This window comes from Candidatus Saccharimonadia bacterium (genome assembly GCA_035544015.1).
Classification (GTDB): Bacteria; Patescibacteriota; Saccharimonadia; order UBA4664; family UBA4664; genus UBA5169.
In genome coordinates this window covers 1-1,289 of the sequence record DATKIP010000029.1, presented here as the reverse complement: position 1 = coordinate 1,289, position 1,289 = coordinate 1, and the positions used below count along the sequence as shown (strand labels likewise).

At 55.8% G+C, this 1,289-nt stretch carries 1 pseudogene; it reads right to left on the bottom strand.

Annotation, left to right across the window (positions count from 1 at the left end):
• Window positions 1-187: 187 nt before the first annotated feature.
• Window positions 188-939, bottom strand: a pseudogene (locus VMT30_02245) (IS5 family transposase).
• Window positions 940-1,289 lie beyond the last annotated feature (350 nt).

Below are 1,289 nucleotides of genomic sequence, written 5' to 3'. Positions count from 1 at the left end.
GGAGCGAGAGTATCTAATCGGCGCGCCAAACTATGATGCGCCCAACTCCAATCGAAAGGCGAGACCAAGAACACTTGCTTGTCACTGGCGAGTGAGAGCGGCTTGTTACCGAACGACCTGAAATCGCGGTCCCCGCCAGCTAGGGCCGAATTGCAGGATATCGAATGGTAGGGATTAGGCCCTGTGTTCAGTTGAGCAGGATGATAGCCGCGACCAGCTGGACGGCGGCAAGAAAATTTCGAGCAAGTTTGTCGTAGCGTGTGGCAATGGCTCGATAGTGCTTGATTTTGTTGAAAAATCGCTCGATGAGGTTGCGTTCGCAATAGAGCGCGAAATCACAATCACGCTTCACCTTGCGGTTGGCCTTTGGCGGGATCACTGGAGTGATTGCCCGCTGATTGAGCGAGCCGATCAACGCATCGGCGTCGTAAGCCTTGTCGGCGAGCAGCGCACCCGGATCGGCATTTTCGAGCAGCGGCTGCGCACAAGCCAGATCATGGTCCTGCCCTGGCGTCAGCATCAGGTTGACCGGATTGCCCAAAGCGTCGACCAGCGCATGGATTTTGGTGGTCAATCCTCCGCGCGATCTGCCGATGGCTTGCGGGCCGTTTTTTTTCGCGCACCGGCGCTGTGTTGATGAGCACGCACGATGGTGGCATCGATCATCATGTATTCGTTGTCGGGATCGCTGCTCAACAGCTTGAAAATACGCTCGAAAACCCCGCTTTTCGCCCATCGGCTGAACCGTTGATGGACCGTCTTGAAGTGGCCGAAACGCGCAGGCAAATCACGCCAGGGACAGCCCGTTCTAAATCGGTAGAGAACGGCTTCGACGAACAATCGATTATCGTGCGCCGTGCCGCCCACATGCCCCTCACGCCCGGGCAGAACATCCCTGATCCGATCCCATTGGTCGTTGTGTAACCCAAAGCGTTCCATCGGTCGGCCCTCCTCGAGCCGACCGCCCATGAATCAGTCAACAGCTGATTTGGAAACCCTCGATAGAACCGCGTTCCGCGTTTGATTCTGATCCGTTCCCGGGAAGAGCTTTCGTAACTGAAGACAGGCCCTACATCACATTGGGATGGCGAAAAATATGCGAGCCCTACCACGCCAAGCCTGAAGGCGGCGGCGCGCTCGCGCATAAATGACTTAACGACGACGGGACAATAGCGATGGCTGAACGCCTATTCGAGAACGCCAGTATTAGCGTTCCTTGCCTTGGCTGTGGCCATAAGAATAAGGCCTCTTCGTGAAGTCGTGTGGGTAATTTTGGACCATTTTCGAAC